This window comes from Streptomyces malaysiensis subsp. samsunensis, from assembly GCF_024519315.1.
GTDB classification, from domain to species: Bacteria; Actinomycetota; Actinomycetes; order Streptomycetales; family Streptomycetaceae; genus Streptomyces; species Streptomyces malaysiensis.
In genome coordinates, this window is the sequence record NZ_JANIIC010000031.1 from 39,797 (window position 1) to 58,801 (window position 19,005).

16 protein-coding genes are annotated in these 19,005 nt (G+C 70.9%); 4 read left to right on the top strand and 12 right to left on the bottom strand.

Annotated elements, in window-relative coordinates:
• Positions 1-136: 136 nt before the first annotated feature.
• From NQU54_RS25160 to NQU54_RS25175, 4 genes are all read right to left on the bottom strand, one after another.
• Positions 137-1,300, bottom strand: coding sequence for a hypothetical protein (locus NQU54_RS25160; protein WP_257633106.1), 1,164 nt, complete (start codon positions 1,298-1,300; stop codon positions 137-139).
• Positions 1,291-2,613: a hypothetical protein gene (locus NQU54_RS25165; RefSeq protein ID WP_257633107.1), complete on the bottom strand. Its 1,323-nt coding sequence runs from the start codon at positions 2,611-2,613 to the stop codon at positions 1,291-1,293. The genes NQU54_RS25160 and NQU54_RS25165 overlap by 10 nt, the downstream gene beginning before the upstream one ends.
• The gene (locus NQU54_RS25170) at positions 2,559-3,296 is read right to left on the bottom strand and encodes a hypothetical protein (protein ID WP_257633108.1); all 738 of its coding nucleotides are present in this window, start codon (positions 3,294-3,296) and stop codon (positions 2,559-2,561) included. Before NQU54_RS25170 ends, NQU54_RS25165 begins: the two co-directional genes overlap by 55 nt.
• A 373-nt stretch (positions 3,297-3,669) precedes the next feature.
• On the bottom strand, positions 3,670-4,695 hold the full coding sequence (locus NQU54_RS25175) for an ATP-dependent 6-phosphofructokinase (RefSeq protein WP_069866736.1): 1,026 nt from the start codon (positions 4,693-4,695) through the stop codon (positions 3,670-3,672).
• A 224-nt stretch (positions 4,696-4,919) separates the two neighbouring features.
• Here NQU54_RS25175 and pta point away from each other — a divergent pair, with 224 nt between their 5' ends.
• The 3 genes from pta (at position 4,920) to pyk (ending at position 9,667) form a co-directional block, all read left to right on the top strand.
• Positions 4,920-7,025, top strand: coding sequence for a phosphate acetyltransferase (gene pta / locus NQU54_RS25180; RefSeq protein ID WP_257633109.1), 2,106 nt, complete (start codon positions 4,920-4,922; stop codon positions 7,023-7,025).
• Positions 7,022-8,167: an acetate kinase gene (locus NQU54_RS25185; RefSeq protein ID WP_257633110.1), complete on the top strand. Its 1,146-nt coding sequence runs from the start codon at positions 7,022-7,024 to the stop codon at positions 8,165-8,167. Before pta ends, NQU54_RS25185 begins: the two co-directional genes overlap by 4 nt.
• A 72-nt stretch (positions 8,168-8,239) precedes the next feature.
• Entirely contained in the window at positions 8,240-9,667 is a 1,428-nt protein-coding gene (gene pyk, locus NQU54_RS25190; protein ID WP_257633111.1) for a pyruvate kinase, read from the top strand.
• Positions 9,668-9,778: 111 nt separating this feature from the next.
• Here pyk and NQU54_RS25195 read toward each other — a convergent pair whose 3' ends face one another.
• The 4 genes from NQU54_RS25195 to NQU54_RS25210 form a co-directional block, all read right to left on the bottom strand.
• Entirely contained in the window at positions 9,779-11,146 is a 1,368-nt protein-coding gene (locus NQU54_RS25195) for a hydrogenase expression protein HypF (protein ID WP_257633112.1), read from the bottom strand.
• The gene (locus NQU54_RS25200; protein WP_257633113.1) at positions 11,124-11,654 is read right to left on the bottom strand and encodes a DUF6114 domain-containing protein; all 531 of its coding nucleotides are present in this window, start codon (positions 11,652-11,654) and stop codon (positions 11,124-11,126) included. Before NQU54_RS25200 ends, NQU54_RS25195 begins: the two co-directional genes overlap by 23 nt.
• 137 nt (positions 11,655-11,791) lie before the next feature.
• Positions 11,792-12,409 (bottom strand): DUF6230 family protein, encoded by a 618-nt coding sequence (locus tag NQU54_RS25205; RefSeq protein ID WP_069866748.1) that lies wholly within the window; start codon positions 12,407-12,409, stop codon positions 11,792-11,794.
• 564 nt (positions 12,410-12,973) lie between these two features.
• Positions 12,974-13,945 carry a tetratricopeptide repeat protein gene (locus NQU54_RS25210; protein ID WP_257633114.1) on the bottom strand — a complete coding sequence of 324 codons (972 nt, stop codon included), beginning with the start codon at positions 13,943-13,945 and terminating at the stop codon, positions 12,974-12,976.
• A 138-nt stretch (positions 13,946-14,083) separates the two neighbouring features.
• On the opposite strand from NQU54_RS25210, the gene NQU54_RS25215 reads away from it, so the two are divergent.
• Positions 14,084-14,761 carry a TetR/AcrR family transcriptional regulator gene (locus tag NQU54_RS25215; protein WP_069866752.1) on the top strand — a complete coding sequence of 226 codons (678 nt, stop codon included), beginning with the start codon at positions 14,084-14,086 and terminating at the stop codon, positions 14,759-14,761.
• On the opposite strand, the gene icmA is transcribed toward NQU54_RS25215, so the two are convergent.
• From icmA to NQU54_RS25235, 4 genes are all read right to left on the bottom strand, one after another.
• Positions 14,737-16,437 (bottom strand): coenzyme B12-dependent isobutyryl-CoA mutase large subunit, encoded by a 1,701-nt coding sequence (gene icmA, locus NQU54_RS25220; protein ID WP_257633115.1) that lies wholly within the window; start codon positions 16,435-16,437, stop codon positions 14,737-14,739. The genes NQU54_RS25215 and icmA overlap by 25 nt on opposite strands.
• 141 nt (positions 16,438-16,578) lie before the next feature.
• The gene (locus tag NQU54_RS25225) at positions 16,579-16,911 is read right to left on the bottom strand and encodes a DUF3817 domain-containing protein (protein WP_069866756.1); all 333 of its coding nucleotides are present in this window, start codon (positions 16,909-16,911) and stop codon (positions 16,579-16,581) included.
• Positions 16,912-17,022: 111 nt separating this feature from the next.
• Positions 17,023-17,532 (bottom strand): MarR family winged helix-turn-helix transcriptional regulator, encoded by a 510-nt coding sequence (locus tag NQU54_RS25230; protein ID WP_257633116.1) that lies wholly within the window; start codon positions 17,530-17,532, stop codon positions 17,023-17,025.
• 32 nt (positions 17,533-17,564) lie between these two features.
• Positions 17,565-18,926 carry an MFS transporter gene (locus NQU54_RS25235; protein ID WP_257633117.1) on the bottom strand — a complete coding sequence of 454 codons (1,362 nt, stop codon included), beginning with the start codon at positions 18,924-18,926 and terminating at the stop codon, positions 17,565-17,567.
• Positions 18,927-19,005 lie beyond the last annotated feature (79 nt).

The following is a 19,005-nucleotide window of genomic DNA, read 5'->3' on the forward strand; positions in this document are numbered from 1 at the left end:
CACGTCCCAGCGGTAGCTGGGGGAGATTGAGGAGCGGGGTCTGGGGCGGAGCCCCAGTTGTGGGAAGGGGCGGGGAGGGGAGCAGCCCGCCGCAGGCGTCAGGATCCGGCGGACAACCCCTCGTTCGGCCGGTGGTTCAGCCCTTGGGCAACGTCGGCGCCGCGCAGCCGTGGTGTTCGGCCGAGGCGGCGGCGAAGGCCGCCAGCGCGGCGCGTTCGTAGGCGAGGTCGGGGCGGCGGCGGGTCTCGCCGTCGGCGGCGTCGGCGCGGATGAGGTAGAGGGCGGACTCGGCGCCGTGGGGGCAGGTGGCACCGGCCCAGTAGGCGCTGCGGCCGAGCCGTCCTGCGGGCTTCTCGGCGGGGGTCACGTTCTCGTAGTCGTAGTCCCGGGTGTACTGGGAGCGGGCGTCCTCCGCGTAGGGGCCGTAGTACGCCTCCAGCCGGTAGAGCGGTGAGCCGTCGCGTGTGCCGAGGACGCAGCTCTCGAGCGGTGCGCGGTCGCGGGCGGTCTCGCGGGCGGTGGAGACGGCGGAGCGCGCGGCGGTGGGGACGGCCGCGCAGGTGCCGCCCGCGCCGAGCAGCGGCTCGTACTCGTCCTCGTTCACCGGCAGGCCGACCGTACGGACCGGTTTGCCCAGGCGCGCACCGCAGCCCCAGTGGTCGTTGGCCGCCCGGGCGGTGGCCGTGGCGGTGCGGACGAAGTCGGGGCGTACGGCGGGGTCGTCGAGGGTGGTGGCGCCGCGCAGCGCGGTCTCGACGGTGATCAGCAGACTGTCGCCGCGCCGGGCGCAGTCGAGCAGCACGGCGGTGGTGGCCGTGCCGTCCTCGGCGTCGTCCAGCCGTGCGGTCTCGGTGGCGAACAGACCGGACCAGCCGTGGCCGAGGGGGACGGGAAGCGTGCGCCGGGCGGGTACGGCGGTGTAGAGCTCGCCGTATCCGTACTCGGCGCGGGGGCGGGGCGAGCCCGCGATGGAGACGGCGATGTGGCCGGTGCCCTCGGCGGCGATCCGGCAGCGTACGGAGAGGGTGTTGGCCCGCTTGCCGCCGCCCTGCCCGGTCTTGGCGGCCTTCCCGCCGAAGGTGCCCTCGGTGCGGTTGGTCACATCCAGTCCGGCCTCGTCGCCGCCGAGCAGCGCGCGGACCTCGCCGGTGGGGAGCACCCCGTCGCAGGCGCCGTCCAGCGCCCGGTCCTCGCTGCCCGAGAACCAGACGAACGCCCCGGTGAGAGTGGCCAGCGCCACCGCGACGGCCACCAGGGCCCGGACCTGGCGCCGGGTGAGGGCGGGTCGGGTCAGTGCCACTGCTCCACCTCCCCGAGCACCGTGGTGTCGCGGCAGTCCGCGGAGGCGGGCCAGCCGTCCTCGGCGTCGAGATAGCGGTCGAGGACCGTACGCGCGGCGGTCGACAGCCTGGCACGGTCCTTGCCGCTGATGACGGCCGTCTCGCCGTCCTCGAGCCGGATCTCGGGGAAGACGGCGACCCGGTGGTAGGTGGTGCGGCCGCCGCACACCGAGCGTGCCCACAGGGCGAGTTGGGGCCGTCCGGAGTAGGCGGAGACGCGGTCCTCCTGCCGCGTATCGGAGCCCGCGTCCGCCTCGGAGGGGCGCTTGTCCTGCTGCGCGCCCCACCCGGGCACATGGCCCTCGCGTTCGTAGGAGTTGTAGGCCGACCGGCCGAGGACGCCCGACCAGCTGGCCGCGTCGACCTCGGTGATCTGCCACTCCTTCGGGTGCGGGCGCTCTCCGGCGTTCTTCTCCGCGTCCCACTCCCCCGCGCACGCGCTCAGACCGGTGGACTCCTGGAGATCGCCGAGGGTGGTCCAGGTGCCGGAGGCGACACCGGGGAGCGAGGAGCCGTCGATCCACTCGCATTTGCGCAGGCCCCGGCCGGGCGCGCCATGGGTCTCGTCCGTGTCCAGCACGGCGGTCGGCGTCATGAGCGGGCCGGAGCCGCAGTGCTGGGCCTTGGTGAGGGCGTTGGCCACATGAACGGCGGTACGGAAGCCGAGGAGCGCGGTGGCGCGGCCCGGTTTGCCACGCGCCGCCGTCGACCCGTCAGTCCTATCAGCCCCGTCGGCCCCATCGGCCCCGTCAGTCCCATCGGTCACCCGGGCCGTCACATACAGATCGGTGGTGGGCCGGACCCGGCCGCCGAGCCCGCCCAGGCAGTCGGCCACCAGCCAGGCTCCCCACTTGCCGTACTGGCCGGTGGTGCCCGGCGCCACGAACGTGCCGTGGCCACCGGCCGGTTCCAGGAGGTCCCGGGTCCGCACGGGCTGGGGCACATCGGAGACCAGCGCCTCGGCGTGGACCGTGACCCCGTGGCCGTCTCCCCACGACAGCGAGCAGTCCAGCAGCGAGCGGCTCTGCTGACCGGGGGCGAGCACCGTGCCGTGCTGTCCGAGCTCGCCCGGCCGCTCGTCACGCACCAGCCGTTCGAGGTCCCGGTACGGCAGGGTGCCGTCGCACGCCTTCCGCAACTGGGCCCGGTTGGCGGCGAGATGGCCGCCGCCGGTGTCCCGGGTCACGAGGACGGCTCCCGCGATCCCCACCACCGCCATCAGTACGACAAAGGGCGTGCGGCGCTGCCACACACGGCCCCATAAACCACGCATCCCGCCCGTAACTCCTCACATAACCTGACCAGTTCCCCCTTGATCAGGCGGGGACAGTACCAGAGGAGCGGGACGGCCCAGGCGGCGCGGGCTACCCCTCCGCCCCGGAGGGCCGCTCCTTCGGACAGACACAGCGAGGAGTGGACGGCCCGGATCCGGTACTTCCCGGGCGCGGGCGCCGCGTCGTCCGGGGAGACCGCCACGGACCCGCCCTTGTCGACCCGTCCGCCGCGCCCCTCACCGCCCCCACCGCCGCCGTCATGCGCCCGCCAGGCGAGCACCGCCGCGATGGCGGCCACGACGATGGTCAGCCCGAGCGCGGCGCTCAGCATCGGCATCCGGGAGCGCCGGGCACCCGCCTCGGCCGTACGGGAGGCGGAGGCGGCGGCCAACGGCGCGGGCTCACCGTGCTCGCGCGGCTCCAGCGAATCCAACGACCCGACCCGGCTGAGGTCCGGCGCCCCGCCAGGGCCGGAGGCGGGCGGCGCGGCGGCGTCCGGGAGGGGGCCCGCGCCCGGTTCGCCGGCGCGGGTCGCGAGGTCCTTGCGGACGGCCAGCCAGACGGTGAGCTCCGCGGGTCCCACACCACGGGCCCGTACGAAGGCCGCGACCAGTTCCTCGCGGGGCAGCGTGGCGCGCCCGAGCATATTGGCGACCGTGCTGCGCGGCAGTACGTCCCCCACCGCGTCGGCCCGTGCGGAGAGTTCCCGATAGGTCAGCCGGACCAGTCCTTGAGCGCTTGCAGCGCGGTGATGAACTCGTTCGCGCTCCGCGCCCGCCGTGGATCCGGAGCTCTGTCGGCATCGGCCATCTGTGGTTGTCTCCCCCGCCCTTGTGTCCCCCACCCAGGTGTCCCGGCCCTGTCCGGGACTGCTCCGGAACATGTCCCGGACACGGAACAGCCTTGTTCACTCCGGCCGCCTGTTCAAGGCTGAACCTCGCCAACGGCACACGGCCGTGGCGGACTTGACCTTCCACGGGGGGATGGTCAAGGCCGCCACGGCCGGTGAACAACGGAGAAGACGGAGAGCGAGGGGAGAGCGGGGCCGTGCCGGATCAGAAGACCGACTCGGCCTCGTCCATGCGGTCGACCGGAACGGTCTTGAGCTCGGTGACCGCCTCGGCGATCGGCACCATCGTGATGTCGGTGCCGCGCAGCGCGGTCATCATGCCGAAGTCGCCGCGGTGCGCCGCCTCGACGGCGTGCCAGCCGAAGCGTGTGGCCAGCACGCGGTCGTACGCGGTGGGCGTGCCACCGCGCTGCACATGGCCCAGGATGACCGGGCGGGCCTCCTTGCCCAGGCGCCGCTCCAGCTCGGCCGCGAGGCGGTTGCCGATACCGGTGAACCGCTCATGGCCGTACTGGTCGATCTCGCCCTTCTGGTAGTCCATGGCGCCCTCGGCCGGATGCGCGCCCTCGGCCACGCAGATGACGGCGAACTTCTTGCCGCGGGCGAACCGCTCCTCGACCATCTTCACCAGCCCGTCGACCTCGAAGGGCCGCTCCGGCAGGCAGATGCCGTGGGCGCCGCCCGCCATTCCGGACTCCAGCGCGATCCAGCCCGCGTGGCGCCCCATGACCTCGACGACCATGACCCGCTGATGGGATTCGGCGGTGGTCTTGAGCCGGTCCATGGCCTCGGTGGCGACGCCGACGGCGGTGTCGAAGCCGAAGGTGCGGTCGGTGGAGGAAATGTCGTTGTCGATCGTCTTCGGGACGCCGACGATCGGCAGCCCCGCGTCGGAGAGCATCCGCGCCGCGGTGAGCGTGCCTTCACCGCCGATCGGGATCAGCACATCTATCCCGTAGTCCCGGGCGTGGTCCTTCGAGGTCTCGCACGCCTCGCGCAGCCGGGCGCGCTCCAGTCGGGAGGAACCGAGGATGGTGCCGCCGCGGGCGAGGATGCCGCTGACGGCGTCGAGGTCCAGCTTGCGGTGACGGCCGTCGAGGAGCCCCTTGAAACCGTCCTCGAATCCGATCACCTCGTCTCCGTGGCCGGCGACCGCGCGGTGCACCACCGACCGGATCACAGCGTTGAGACCGGGGCAGTCGCCGCCTGCGGTGAGAACTCCGATGCGCATCGTGCTGTGTCTCCTGCTCCCTACGGGTAGATGTGAGCCAGTCCGATTGTTTCATGGGCCGGGTGGTGCTGTATCCCCCGAGCGACAAGCGCCTTAATCAGGGTCGCAGGTATTGTCAAGAGGACTGGGCCACCCAATGTGGCCAATTTGTGTCCGTGATGCGCACACAACGCAAACACCGGCCAACGACCGACGAACGAACGCCAGAGGAACGGAGAGCACGCGTGACACGCAGCGTGTACGTGACGGGGGTCGAGCGTGGCGACGGACGCCAGGTCGTCGAGCTGGGAGTCATGGAGCTCCTGACCCGCCATGTCGACCGGGTCGGCGTCTTCCGCCCCCTGGTGCACGACGATCCCGACCGTCTCTTCGAGCTGCTGCGGGCGCGCTACCGGCTCGGCCAGTCATCGGAGTCCGTCTTCGGTATGACGTACGACGACGCGGCCACGCTCCAGGCCGAGCGCGGCACCGACGAACTGGTCTCGCAGCTGGTCGGCCGCTTCCACGAAATCGCCGACGCGTATGACTACGTCCTGGTGCTGGGCAGCGACTACGCGGCCACCAGCCTCCCCGACGAGCTGGGGCTGAACGCGCGGCTGGCCAATGAGTTCGGCGCCTCGGTGATCGCGGTCGTCGGCGGCCAGAAGCAGACCGCGGAATCGGCCGGCGCCGAGGCGCACAACGCCTACCGCGCCTATGAGGCGCAGGGCTGCGATGTCGTCGCCGTGGTCGTCAACCGGGTGACGCCCGCGGACCGCGGGGCCATCGCCGAGCGGCTGGCCGCCAAGCTGCCGGTGCCCAGCTATGTGCTGCCCGAGGACGGGTCCCTGTCGGCGCCCACCGTCTCCCAGATCGTCCGCACCCTGGGCGCCGAGGTGCTGCTCGGCGATCACACCGGGCTCTCCCGGGATGTGCGGGACTTCGTCTTCGGCGGCGCGATGCTGCCGACCTTCCTGCCCGCGCTGACCGAGGGCTGTCTGGTGGTGACGCCCGGGGACCGCGCGGATCTGATCGTCGGCGCGCTCGCGGCGCACAGCGCGGGCTCCCCGCCGATCGCCGGGGTGCTGCTCACCCTGGCCGAGCGGCCGGGACCGGACATCCTGGCGCTGGCCTCGCGGCTGGCCCCGGGGACCCCGGTGGCGTCGGTGGCGGGCGGGTCCTTCCCGACCGCGGCCGAGCTGTTCGCCATCGAGGGCAAGCTCACGGCGAGCTCGCCGCGGAAGGCGGAGACCGCGCTGGGCCTCTTCGAACGGCATGTGGACACCGCCGCGCTGACCGAGCGCATCTCGGTGGGCCGCTCCAGCCGGGTCACCCCGATGATGTTCGAGCGCGAGCTGATCGAGCGGTCCCGGTCCGACCGCCGCCGGGTGGTGCTGCCCGAGGGCACGGAGGAGCGGGTGCTGCGCGCCGCCGACGTACTGCTCCGCCGTGATGTGTGCGATCTCACACTGCTGGGCGAGGAGGAGGCGATCCGCAAGCGCGCCGCCGAACTCGGCATCCAGCTCGCCGAGGCCCAGATCATCGATCCGCAGACCTCGCCACTGCGGGAGCGCTTCGCCGAGGGCTACGCCAAGCTCCGCGCCCACAAGGGCGTCTCCTACGAGCTGGCGTACGACGTGGTGGCCGATGTCTCCTACTTCGGCACCCTGATGGTCCAGGAGGGACTGGCCGACGGCATGGTCTCGGGCGCGGTGCACTCCACCGCCGCCACCATCCGGCCCGCCTTCGAGATCATCAAGACCGCCCCGGGCGCCCAGATCGTCTCCTCGGTCTTCTTCATGTGCCTGGCCGACCGGGTGCTGGTGTACGGCGACTGCGCGGTCAACCCCGACCCGGGCGCCGAGCAGCTCGCGGACATCGCCATCCAGTCGGCGACGACCGCCGCCCGGTTCGGGGTGGAGCCGAGGATCGCGATGCTGTCGTACTCCACCGGCACCTCGGGCTCCGGCGCGGATGTGGACAAGGTCCGCAAGGCGACCGAGCTGGTCCGCGAGCGCCGCCCCGATCTGCTGGTCGAGGGCCCGATCCAGTACGACGCGGCGGTGGACGCCGCGGTCGCGGCGACCAAGCTGCCCGAGTCCGAGGTGGCGGGCAAGGCCACCGTGCTGATCTTCCCGGACCTCAACACCGGCAACAACACCTACAAGGCCGTCCAGCGCTCGGCGGGCGCCGTCGCGGTCGGCCCGGTGCTCCAGGGTCTGCGCAAGCCGGTGAACGACCTGTCCCGCGGGGCACTCGTACAGGACATCGTCAACACCGTCTCGATCACCGCCATCCAGGCCCAGTCCACCGCAACGGCGTCCCCGACACAGAAAGCGCAGTCCGCGTGAACGGCTCCCGAGTGCTCGTCCTCAACTCCGGCTCCTCGTCCGTGAAGTACCAGCTGCTGGACATGGCCGACGGGTCCCGTCCGGCCTCCGGCATCGTGGAGCGGATCGGTGAGGGACCCGTCGCCGACCACGCGGCGGCCCTCAAGCAGGTGGCCGACGAGCTGGCCGCGAAGGGCCTGGGCCTGGACTCGCCCGAGCTGGCGGCGGTCGGCCACCGGGTGGTGCACGGCGGCACCCGGTTCACCGAGCCGACCCTGATCACCGATGAGGTGGTCGAGGAGATCGAGAAGCTGATCCCACTGGCCCCGCTGCACAACCCGGCCAATGTCACCGGGATCAAGGTGGCCCGCTCGCTGCGCCCGGACCTGCCGCAGGTCGCGGTCTTCGACACCGCGTTCCACTCGACCATCCCGGAGTCGGCGGCGCGCTACGCGATCGACGTGCGGACCGCCGACCGCTGGGGGGTGCGGCGCTACGGCTTCCACGGCACCTCGCACGCCTATGTCTCCCGGGCCACCGCCGCACTGCTGGGCAAGGACCCCGCGGAGGTCAACACGATCGTGCTGCACCTGGGCAACGGGGCCAGCGCCTCGGCGGTGCGCGGCGGCCGCTGTGTGGAGACCTCGATGGGGCTGACCCCGCTGGAGGGGCTGGTGATGGGCACCCGTTCGGGGGATATCGACCCGGCGGCGATCTTCCATCTGTCCCGGGTGGGCGGCATGTCGACCGATGAGATCGACACGCTGCTCAACAAGCGCAGCGGGCTGGCCGGGCTGTGCGGGGACAACGACATGCGCGAGATCGGCCGCCGGATGGGCGAGGGCGATCAGGCCGCCCAGCTCGCCTTCGACATCTACATCCACCGGCTGCGCAAGTATGTGGGCGCGTACGCCGCGGTGCTCGGACGGGTGGACGCCATCGCGTTCACCGCCGGCGTGGGGGAGAACTCCGCGGCGGTGCGGGAGGCGTCGATGCGCGGCCTCACCGCGTTCGGCATCGAGGTGGACGGCGTCCGCAACACACTGCGCTCCGCCACGGCACGGCTGATCTCCACCGAGTCCAGCCGGGTCGCGGTGGCCGTGGTGCCCACCGATGAGGAGCTGGAGATCGCCAGCCAGACGTTCGACCTGGTCAGCGCCTAGTCTCCGCCATCCGCTCCGCTGTGCCCATGACTGAAATATTCCGCTCCGAAACAAACCGATAGGATCTGCCTCATGCGCCGTTCCAAAATCGTCTGCACTCTGGGCCCCGCCGTCGACTCCTACGACCAGCTGAAGTCCCTCATCGAGGCTGGGATGAACGTGGCCCGGTTCAACATGAGCCACGGAAGCCACCCGGAGCACGAGGAGCGGTATCACCGCGTCCGCAAGGCATCGGAGGAGACCGGCCACGCGGTCGGCGTCCTCGCCGACCTCCAGGGCCCCAAGATCCGTCTGGAGACCTTCAAGGACGGGCCGGTGGAGCTGGTCCGCGGTGATGAGTTCGTCATCACCACCGAGGACGTGGAGGGCGACCGGACCATCTGCGGCACCACCTACAAGGGTCTGCCGGGCGATGTGTCCAAGGGCGACCAGGTCCTGATCAACGACGGCAATGTCGAGCTGCGGGTCACCTCGGTCGAGGGCCCCCGGGTGCGGACCATCGTCATCGAGGGCGGGGTGATCTCCGACCACAAGGGGATCAACCTGCCGGGTGCGGCGGTCAATGTGCCCGCGCTGTCCGAGAAGGACATCGAGGACCTGAGGTTCGCCCTGCGGATGGGCTGCGACATGGTCGCCCTGTCCTTCGTCCGGGACGCGGGCGACGTCCGGGACGTCCACCGGGTGATGGACGAGGTGGGCCGCCGGGTGCCGGTGATCGCCAAGGTGGAGAAGCCGCAGGCGGTCGCCAATATGACGGAGGTCGTCGCGGCCTTCGACGGGGTGATGGTGGCCCGTGGTGACCTCGCGGTGGAGTATCCGCTGGAGAAGGTCCCGATGGTGCAGAAGCGGCTGATCGAGCTCTGCCGCCGCAACGCCAAGCCGGTGATCGTCGCGACCCAGATGATGGAGTCGATGATCACCAACTCCCGGCCGACCCGCGCCGAGGCGTCCGACGTCGCCAACGCGATCCTGGACGGCGCCGACGCGGTGATGCTCTCCGCCGAGTCCTCGGTCGGCTCCTACCCGGTCGAGACGGTCAAGGTGATGTCCCGGATCGTCCAGGCCGCCGAGCAGGAGCTGCTGTCGCGCGGTCTCCAGCCGCTGGTGCCCGGCAAGAAGCCGCGCACCCAGGGCGGTTCGGTGGCCCGCGCGGCCGCCGAGATCGCCGACTTCCTGGGCGCCAGGTCGCTGGTGGCCTTCACCCAGTCCGGCGACACCGCCCGCCGGCTCTCCCGCTACCGCGCCCAGCAGCCGATCCTGGCCTTCACCACCGATGTGGCCACCCGCAACCAGCTCACGCTGAGCTGGGGCGTGGAGTCCTTCGTGGTGCCGTATGTCGAGCACACCGACGCGATGGTCGACCTGGTCGACGCCGAGCTGTCGAAGCTGGGCCGCTACGCCGAGGGCGACACCATGATCATCACCGCCGGTTCGCCGCCCGGCGTCCCCGGCACCACCAACATGGTCCGGGTGCACCACCTGGGCGGCGCGAGCCAGTAGCGGCGCCGAAACGCGCCTGCGGGCACCGTCTCCGAATGGAGGCGGTGCCCGCAGGCGGTTCCCTCCTCGCGGAGGGTGTGCGGCTCCCGAACGGGTCCGTACGGTCCCGGGTCACTCCCCGGTCTTGAACAGATGCATACCCGGTACGGTCAGATCGCCGCCGAACTGACCGGCCTGCTTGACCGTGACATCGGTGAAGAACACCTCGGGGATGTTCACCGGCGGCGGGCTCTTGGGGCTGAAGGTGATCGGGATGAGCCCCAGGAGGTTCCCCTTCAGCTCCTCGGTGTACATGGTCACCGTGCCGTTGCGAATGGTCGAGGTGGACCCCTCGCGCGCCTGCACATGTGTGGTGGTCCCGGCCGGGCCCACCACCAGCTGGTGCAGATCCTTGATGTCCACGGCCGAGGCGGTGAACTTCAGGACCTTCTTGATCTGCCCGCCCTGCGTCTTGACCTCCACGATGCCCGCGTAGTCCAGGCCGTGCAGGGTGAGCAGCGTGCTCTTGAGGGTCCAGGGGTCCTCGGGCAGCAGGTTCGCGGTCGGGTCGGTCTCGGCGTTGTCGTACGCGTCGGCGTCGAACTCCGGGCAGGGGAACGCCTCCTTGCCGCCCTCGCCCTTCGAGGCGGACGGTGAGGGCTTGGGAAGCGCCTTGTCCGCCTTGTCCTTGGCGTCGTCGACGGTCTTGCCCACCTCGTCCACGGTGTCCTTGACGCCCTTGCCCACCGTGTCCACCGTGTCCTTGACCGGATCGGCGGGCTGGTCGGAAGACTTGGACCCGGAGGACCGGGACGGGGACGGGGACGAACTGGGCGAGGCGCTCGACGAGGGGCTCGGCGAGCCGCTCGGCTCGGCCGACTCCTGCTCGGCCTTCTCCTCGGGCGTGAGGATGTCGTGGAGCGCGTCCCCGAGTCCCAGCGGGTCCAAGGGGTTCTTGGACTCGGAGGGGCTCGGCGAGGCCGAGGGCTCCTTCGGCTCCTCCCCGGCGTCGGACGACGGCGCGGAGGGGGAACCGGACGGAGACGTCGTGGGGGCGGCCTTGTCCTCCCGGGACGCCTGGCCGTCCGAGGACTCCTCGGAGCCCTTGGAGCCGTCCTGGGAGCCCTTCTCGGACGAGCCCTTCGAATCCGCGGCGTCCTTGGCGTCCTTGCCGTCCTTCTCTTCGGGCTTGGACTCCGAAGCGTCCTTCTCGCCCTTGGCGTCTTCCTTGTCCGCCTCGTCCGGCTGGGACACACACGGCCCGGCCTTGTACCGGTCCTCGGGCCTAGGGCTGGCCGAGGCGAGCTGCGGAGTGAGCCCCATGCCCATCAGCACGGCCGTCGGCATGGCGGCCAGCGCTATGGCCTTGCCGGCGGGCACCTGAAGGCGGGTGAGTACCGACTTCTTCGGTGCCGCGTGCCGCGGCCCGGTTCTGACCCGGCGTGGGCTCACTCCCTCCGGCTGCTCGGGTCGGTCTTCACCCCGCACGGTGCCTCCCATTCCTGGCTTCCTGGTCCGGTGCGGACCCGGCCCCGGCCGGCTCCGGCACGCTCTCACCGTTCCCGTCGTGCTCTGGTGCGGCCCCCGGCCCCTCGGCCGGCCGCGCGGAGGGCGCCTCACCGGGTGCCCAGGCGATGCTCATGCCGCCGCCGAACAGCGCGAGCAGGAATCCCATCAGGAAGCCGCCGATGTTCGAGACGGGGATCGACACCAGGCCGAGCAGGATCGTGGCGACTCCGGCGAACACCCGCACCATGGGCTGGAACCACATGGTCAGGCCCAGGACCACCAACAGCACCCCGATGATCAGCGAGGCTGATCCGGCGGTGGTGGACATGTTGATGGTGAATCCGCCCGCGTTGACGTTGTTGTACGGGAAGTACATGATCGGTACACCCGCCAGCAGGCTCAACAGCCCGGCCCAGAACGGGCGCTGCCAGCGCCATGCCCTGAAGGACTCCCGCCAACGGCTGATGCGGTCACTCGCCCCCGGCGACTCGGCACTCATCGAAAACAGCTCCCTGGGGCTGGCGATCGGTGTGATCGCGGTTGTTCTACAGCAGTACTAGCGTGGCGCATACGCGCTGCTGGTCGATGCCCGGGTGAGGGGCAGCGCCGCGGCCCCCCACCCTTCAGCTCAGCGGATCAGAAGCACTCGTTCTTGCCCTTGCTGACCTTCATCGAAAGGCCGGAGAGCTTGAACGTGCCCGCGCTGGTCGCCCAGGCGGTCTGCTTCACCCCGACAAGCGTCGCGGAATCGGCCTGCTGGGCGAAGGAACCGGGATCGGCCTTGTCGCCCTTCTTGATGCTGGGACCCTTGTTGATGTCACCGGCCGCGACACCGATGTCGATCCCACGGAACGTCGCGTCCGCATCGAGCTGGTCGAGATCGATGAAGAGGTTCTTGGCCTCGACCTGCTTGCTGCCGTTGCCGGCCGACAGCTTCAGCGACACATCGCCGAAGAGCGGGACCGGGATCACGACGGACTGGCAAAGGCCCTTGAGCTTCGCGCTCTTGAACGCCGACACCGCCACCGGGACGTTCTTGCCCCCGTGCTGGGTGTCAAGCGCGCCGTACTGCGCGAACCCGGTGCCGTCGAGCCGGTCGACCGAGACCTTGAACTGCTGACCGGACACGTTGAACGAGGCCGCGAGCGCACCCTGGGACAGGGCGACGCCGATCGCGGCCGTGGCAGCAACGCTCGGCACCATGACAACGGCGAACCGCTTCCATCTGGTGCCGCCACGAGCCACGGACTCCATGACTTTCCTCCTTCTCGGACGTACATCTCCGGCCGGGGCGAGGCCCCGGACCTGGGATGGGAGAAGTGCTACGTCCTCGGGAAGGAGAGCGCCCACGTCTCACAGGCGCACACCGCACCCGAAACACCGGCGATCACCCCCGAGCGACAACCACTGGCCACGCAATCTCGCGCAACCTCCTGGACAGGCCCTGCCTTGTGGGCAGAGACCCCCCTGTCCACGGTCGGCGCCACTGCCGCCGACCTGCCCGGTGGGGACCCAACCACACCGACGCGCCGACCGGATGCCGAGCTACCGGGGGGGATGGACCGAGCTTGGCCGATCGTGGTCCATTCGCGGCTTGGGCACAAGGGGTTCGTTACTAGCGAGTAACGGACGGATAACCGAACTGCGGCAGGACGGTCGAGATCGGGCACGCAGGGTCGCCGGACGGTGACCGGAAAGAGAGGGAGATTTACTCCAAGACCGGACAAAGGCCCGGTCTGCATTTACTGGCAGTAACAGCGACCGCGTTTACCAAGTTTTGGTAAAGAGCGGTCGCTGTGTTGTTTGAGGAGCCGGAGGTCAGAACAGCACCCGCGCCAACGCGCCGCGCGCCGCCACCACTCGGGGGTCCTCACCGCCGATCACATCGAACAGACTCAGGAGATGAACGCGGGCCGCGTCCCGGTCCTCACCCGCCGTACGGCGCACCGCCTCCACCAACCGCCCGAAGGCGTCCTCCACATGACCGCCCACCAGGTCGAGGTCGGCCGCGGCGATCTGGGCCTTGACATCGGCGGGGCTCTCCGCGGCCGCCTTGCGCACCTGGGTGGCGTCCACGCCCTGAACGCGCTCCAGCAACTGGGCCTGGGCCAGGCCCAGCCTGGCCTCCTCGTCGGCGGGGTCGTCGGCGAGCACGTTCTGGTACGCGCGCACCGCACCGCTCAGGTCACCGGCGTCCAGCGCCTGATGGGCCGCGGCGAGCGCGATGTCCCGCGGCGACTCGGGCACGGCCTGCTCGACCTGCTCGTCGGCCTCGGCCTCGGCGCCCGGTTCGACAGGTGTACCCACGATGCCGAACTGCTGCTCCGCGGCCTGGATCAGCTGGTCCAGCACCTGGCGGATCTGTGCCTCGGGCGCGGCGCCCTGGAAGAGCGGCACCGGCTGGCCCGCGATCACCGCGAAGACCGCGGGGATGCCCTGGACACCGAACTGCTGGAAGAGCATCTGGTTGGCGTCGACGTCGATCTTCGCGAGGACGAACCGCCCCGCGTACTCCGTGGCCAGCCGCTCCAGGACGGGGCCGAGCTGCTTGCACGGCTCGCACCAATCGGCCCAGAAGTCGATCACGACCGGCACTTCGGTGGAGCGCTGGAGGACGTCCTGCTGAAAACCCGCCTCGTCGACATTGAAGATCAGACGGCCGGGCGTGACTCCGCCCCCGGTACGGGCCGCCTCGGCCCGTGCCCGCTCCGCCTTCTGCTTCGCTTCTCCGGCCGCCTTCACCGCGGCGAGGTCGACCACTCCACTCATGGACATGTTCCGTGGCTGCATGGTCCCATCCTCCCCTCTTCCCACGGCGAAGGGAAAAGCGCACCGGCCGATGGCCCGGCCGTGGCACACCCTTACGCTACGAGCCGTAGCGTAACTCACCCGGGACGATGTGCGGTACTGGCGGGTAGGGTGCCGCGCATGAGCCCGTCCGCACGCCGCACCGGGCGCCCGCGCAGCGCCGAGGCCGACCGCGCCATCCTGGGCGCCACGCGTGCCGCCCTGATGGAACTGGGCTGGGCCAAGCTGACGCTGAGCGATGTGGCGGCCCGTGCGGGAGTCGCCAAGACCACGCTCTACCGCCGCTGGGCGAGCAAGTGCGAGCTGGTGGTGGACGCGGTCGCGGCGGTCTTCGACGAACATCTGGAAGCGGCCGACCACGGCAGTCTGCACGCCGATGTGGAGGCCGCGGTGATCCGGCTGGGGACGCTGCTGGAGCGCCCCGAGACGGGCACCGCGCTGATGGCCGTCATCGCCGAGGCCATGCATGACGAGGCGCTGCGGTGCCGGGTGCGCTCGGCGATCGTGGACCGGCAGAAGCGGCTGGTCACGGTCGGCCGGGAGCGGGCCCGGCTCCGCGGTGAGCTGCCGTACGAGGAGGACCCGGAGGCGGCCGCCCGCAACGCGGATCTGATCTTCGACGCGGTGGCCGGGACGGTGCTCCACCGGCTACTGGTCAGCGCGGAACCGGTGGACCCGCGCTGGGCGCGGGACTTCACGGATCTGCTGCTGTACGGGCTGACCGGGGCGGAATCCGGCGGCACGGCGGCCACCGGGCCCGCCCCGGAGGGGGCTCAGAAGCCGGCCGGCTCCGTGTAGACACCCCATTCGTCGCGGAGGGCGTCGCAGATCTCGCCGAGCGTCGCCTCGGCGCGCACCGCGGCCAGCATCGGCCCGATCATGTTGGAGCCCTCACGGGCGGCGGCGATCATCGCCTCGAGCCCCTTGGCGATCTCGGCCTCGTCACGGCCGGACTTACGGGCGCCCAGCACCCGCACCTGCTCGCGCTCGACCTCGTGGCTGACCCGCAGGATCTCCAGATCGCCGGTGACCGAGCCCTCGTGGCAGTTGACGCCGACGACCTTCTTGTCCCCCTTCTCCAGGGCCCGCTGGTAGCGGAAGGCGGATTCGGCGATCTCACCGGTGAACCAGCCGTCCTCGATGCCCTGGAGGATGCCGGCGGTGATCGGCCACCGCGGCTCCTGCCCGGCCGGCACCGTACGGCGGCCGCGCTCCTTGATCTGCTCGAAGATCTTCTCGGCGTCGGCCTCGATCCGGTCGGTCAGCGCCTCGATGTACCAGGAACCGCCCAGCGGATCGGCCACATTGAGGACCCCGGTCTCCTCCATCAGCACCTGCTGGGTGCGCAGGGCGATCTCGGCGGCCTGCTCGCTGGGCAGGGCGAGGGTCTCGTCCAGGGCGTTGGTGTGCAGGGAGTTGGTGCCGCCGAGAACCGCCGCGAGGGCCTCCACCGCGGTGCGTACGACGTTGTTGTACGGCTGCTGGGCGGTGAGCGAGACCCCGGCGGTCTGGGTGTGGAACCGCAGCCACTGCGCCTTCTCGGTGGTCGCCCCGTAGACATCGCGCATCCAGCGGGCCCAGATCCGGCGGGCGGCGCGGAACTTGGCGATCTCCTCGAAGAAGTCCACATGCGCGTCGAAGAAGAAGGACAGCCCGGGCGCGAAGGTGTCGACGTCCAGCCCCCGGGAGAGGCCGAGCTCCACATAGCCGAAGCCGTCGGCGAGGGTGTACGCGAGCTCCTGCGCGGCCGTCGAACCGGCCTCGCGGATGTGGTAGCCGGAGACGGACAGCGGCTTGTACGCCGGGATGCCCTCGGAGCAGTACTCCATCAGGTCGCCGATGAGCTTCAGATGCGGCTCGGGCGGGAAGAGCCACTCCTTCTGTGCGATGTACTCCTTGAAGATGTCCGTCTGGAGGGTGCCGTTGAGCCGCGAGATGTCCACGCCCTGGCGCTCGGCGGCGACGAGGTACATGCAGAAGACGGGGACGGCCGGACCGCTGATGGTCATCGAGGTGGTGACGTCGCCGAGCGGGATGTCCTTGAAGAGGACCTCCATATCGGCGGCGGAGTCGATGGCGACACCGCAGTGGCCGACCTCGCCGAGCGAGCGCGGGTCGTCGGAGTCGCGGCCCATCAGGGTCGGCATGTCGAAGGCGACCGAGAGCCCGCCGCCGCCCGCCTTCAGGATCATCTTGTAGCGCTCATTGGTCTGCTCGGCATTGCCGAACCCGGCGAACTGGCGGATGGTCCAGGCCCGGCCCCGGTATCCGGTGGCGTAGAGGCCACGGGTGAACGGGAACTCGCCGGGCCAGCCGATCCGGTCGAACCCCTCCACGGTGTCGCCCGTGGCGGGCCCGTAGACCGGCTCGACGGGGTCCCCCGACAGCGTGCTGAAGTCCGCGTCGCGCTTGCGTGCCGCGTCATACCGGGCCTGCCAGCGTCGGCGGCCCGCCTCAATGCCTTCGGCGTCCATGGTTCAAAAGTACTTGGACGTCCTACTAATTGTCGACGCGAGACTCACCACACCCGGCCGATCGGGTGGCCGCCACCGCGCCGGCCGCGCGCCTCGCCCGGACCCGGACGGGACGCGCGGACCACTGCGGAACCGTGCGGGTCAGACCTGTGCGGGCGCCGGCTCGGCGCCGCTGACCAGCGGCTCCACCTCGTGGGTGACCTTGCGCTCGACAAAGAAGGCGGCCGTCGGGATGGTGCCCGCGACCAGGACCCACAGCAGCTTGCCGAACGGCCATTTGGCCTTGGATCCGAGGTCGAAGGCGAAGACCAGGTAGACGATGTAGAGCACGCCGTGGACCTGGGAGACCACGAGCGTGAGGTCCTCGCCCGTGTCGAAGCCGTACTTGAACACCATGCAGGTGCAGAGCACGAGCAGCATCACTGCGGTGATGTAGGCCATGACCCGGTAGCGGGTCAGCACGCTGCGTTTCATGCCCCGAGCGTAACCGCCCGTTCCGGGGCGATCTCCGCCGCCCCCGGTCTTCACCGGCCGTCCCCGGCCGCCCTGGCCCGGCCGTCCCCGGCCGTCCCGGGCCGGTGGTCCTCAGTCCTCGTCGAAGTCCTGCGCGGCGACCCTCAGCGGACGCAGCAGCTCGAAGATCTGGCCGCAGTCCTCGGCGTCGTAGACCCCGAGCCCGAATTCCATCGCCATCAGGTCGCGGGTGGCCGACTCGACCACCTCACGGCCCCGCTCGGTGATCGAGGCCAGGGTGCCGCGGCCGTCGTTGGGGTTCGGCCGCTTGTCGACCAGACCCGATGTGACCAGGCGGTCCACCGTATTGGTGACCGAGGTCGGGTGGACCATCAGCCGCTCGCCGATCTTGGACATGGGCTGCTCACCGGCCTTGGAGAAGGTGAGCAGCACCAGCGCCTCATAGCGGGCGAAGGTCAGTCCGTACGGTCTGACGACCGCGTCCACCTGGCTGAGCAGGATCTGGTGGGCCCGCATGATCGAGGTGATCGCGGCCATGGAGGGCACGGACCCCCACCGCTGCTTCCAGAGCTCATCGGCGCGGGCGATGGGGTCGAACGACAGGCTGAGCGGCTTCGGCACACCACCGACCCTACCGGCCGGTCATATCGTGGTCAGCCCAATCTCACAATTCGGGCGGGCCCGGAAACCGTGCGCCGCACCTCGAGCGCCACCAGCAGCGAGCACAGCGCCCCGCAGCCGCCCGCGGCCGCGGCCACCACATGGACCGGTACGAACTCGGCGACCGCGCCCGCCACCGCCATGCCGAGACCCTGCGCGGTCATCAGCCCGGCCGTCAGCACCGTCATCGCCCGGCCACGCAGCTCATCCGGTACGGCGGCGAAGAACCACTGGTCCAGGCCCAGGCTGTAGGCGATACCGCAGCCGGTCAGCACCTGGAGGGCCAGCGCCCAGCCGAACGACGGACGGACGGCGTACCCCAGCGCCGGCAGCATCGCCGCGATGCCGACCGGCAGCGTCAGCCGGGCCCGGGCGCGCGGTCCGAGCAGCGAGCCCACCAGCGCCTCACTGGCGACCGCGCCCACCGGCATCCCGCACATCAGCAGCCCAAGACCCACCGAGCCGAGCCCCAGCCCATCGGAGTACGGCGTCAGCAGGACCTCCGGCATCACCACGAACATCGGCGGCACCCACGACAGCAGCATCAGCGCCCGGATCCGGCGGTCCGCGAACAGCCGCCGCATCCCGCTCAGCGAGTCCCCGAGCAGGGGGCACCTCCCAGCGGTAGCTGGGGGAGCCCCGCCCCCGCTCAGCCGCCGCGCGGGGCGGCGGCGGGTGCCGAAGCGGAGCACCAGCGCCGAGCCGAGGAGCGCCGCCGCGGTGAGCGCCAGCGCGGCGCGCGGCGAGACGGCGGCCAGCAGCAGCCCGCCGACCCCGAACCCGGCGAGCTGTGCGGTCTGGGCCGTGATCCGGATGACCGAGCGGCCCAGCACGAAGGCGTCGCCCTCGCCGAGGATGTCGCCGAGCGTCGCCGCCCGGGTCCCGCTGAACACCGGTGAGATCGCGGCGGGCACACAGCGCAGCGCCAGCAGCGCGGCCACCGGCATCCCCGGCACCACCATGGCCGCCACGCATCCGGCGTGCACCAGATCGCAGACCACCAGCACCCGGCGGGCCGGGAAGCGGTCGGCGACGGAGGACAGCAGGGTCCCGCCGATCACATACGGCAGCATCGAGGTGGCGAACGTCAGGGCGCTCAGCAGCGGCGATCCGGTGAGCCGGAAGACCAGGACGGACAGCGCGATCTGGCCGACCACCTCGCCGAGCATGGAGACCAGGTGCGCGGCGAAGACGGCCCGGAACTCCCGGACCGCGAACACCGCGCCGTAGCCAACGCTCCCCGGGCCCCCCGGCGTCCCCTCGTCGCCACCGGGCGCGAGCTCGGGTCGGGAGGCGTGCGCGTCGGGGCGCGACTCGGTGGGGCCCGTGGTGCCGGGCCCGGAGGGCGTTGACATGCCGGAAGCGTGCCCGTGCGGGCGGGGCGGACTCTAGTGTTTCGGCCTGAGCCGAATATTCGGGGCCAAAGGGGTGCCG